At 56.3% G+C, this 1,225-nt stretch carries 1 rRNA gene; it reads right to left on the bottom strand.

Features of this window, described 5'->3' with window-relative positions:
• A 23S ribosomal RNA gene (locus AC27L3_RS29505) occupies positions 1-1,225 on the bottom strand; the annotation flags it as partial.

Here is a 1,225-nt window from a genome sequence, read left to right as displayed (position 1 = left end):
CAGGGCGGCTTCACGGACTTAGCATCGCCTGATTCGATATTGGGCGTTTCAAAGCGGGTACCGGAATATCAACCGGTTGTCCATCGACTACGCCTGTCGGCCTCGCCTTAGGTCCCGACTTACCCTGGGCAGATCAGCTTGACCCAGGAACCCTTAGTCAATCGGCGCACACGTTTCTCACGTGTGTATCGCTACTCATGCCTGCATTCTCACTCGTGAACCGTCCACAACTCGTTTCCACGGCTGCTTCACCCGGCACACGACGCTCCCCTACCCATCACAGTCCTCGTTGGAGGTACATACTGCAATGACACGACTTCGGCGGTACGCTTGAGCCCCGCTACATTGTCGGCGCGGAATCACTTGACCAGTGAGCTATTACGCACTCTTTCAAGGGTGGCTGCTTCTAAGCCAACCTCCTGGTTGTCTCTGCGACTCCACATCCTTTCCCACTTAGCGTACGCTTAGGGGCCTTAGTCGATGCTCTGGGCTGTTTCCCTCTCGACCATGGAGCTTATCCCCCACAGTCTCACTGCCGCGCTCTCACTTACCGGCATTCGGAGTTTGGCTAAGGTCAGTAACCCGGTAGGGCCCATCGCCTATCCAGTGCTCTACCTCCGGCAAGAAACACACGACGCTGCACCTAAATGCATTTCGGGGAGAACCAGCTATCACGGAGTTTGATTGGCCTTTCACCCCTAACCACAGGTCATCCCCCAGGTTTTCAACCCTGGTGGGTTCGGTCCTCCACGAAGTCTTACCTCCGCTTCAACCTGCCCATGGCTAGATCACTCCGCTTCGGGTCTTGAGCGCGCTACTGAATCGCCCTATTCGGACTCGCTTTCGCTACGGCTTCCCCACACGGGTTAACCTCGCAACACACCGCAAACTCGCAGGCTCATTCTTCAAAAGGCACGCAGTCACGACGTTGAGCACAAGGCTCAACGCGACGCTCCCACGGCTTGTAGGCACACGGTTTCAGGTACTATTTCACTCCGCTCCCGCGGTACTTTTCACCATTCCCTCACGGTACTATCCGCTATCGGTCACCAGGGAATATTTAGGCTTAGCGGGTGGTCCCGCCAGATTCACACGGGATTTCTCGGGCCCCGTGCTACTTGGGTGTCTCTCAAACGAGCCGTCAATGTTTCAGCTACGGGGGTCTTACCCTCTACGCCGGACCTTTCGCATGTCCTTCGCCTACATCAACGGTTTCTGACTCGTC

This window comes from Streptomyces sp. PKA51, from assembly GCF_057552455.1.
The sequence above is the reverse complement of the archived record's forward strand: the minus strand, read 5'-3'. Positions and strand labels throughout refer to the sequence as shown.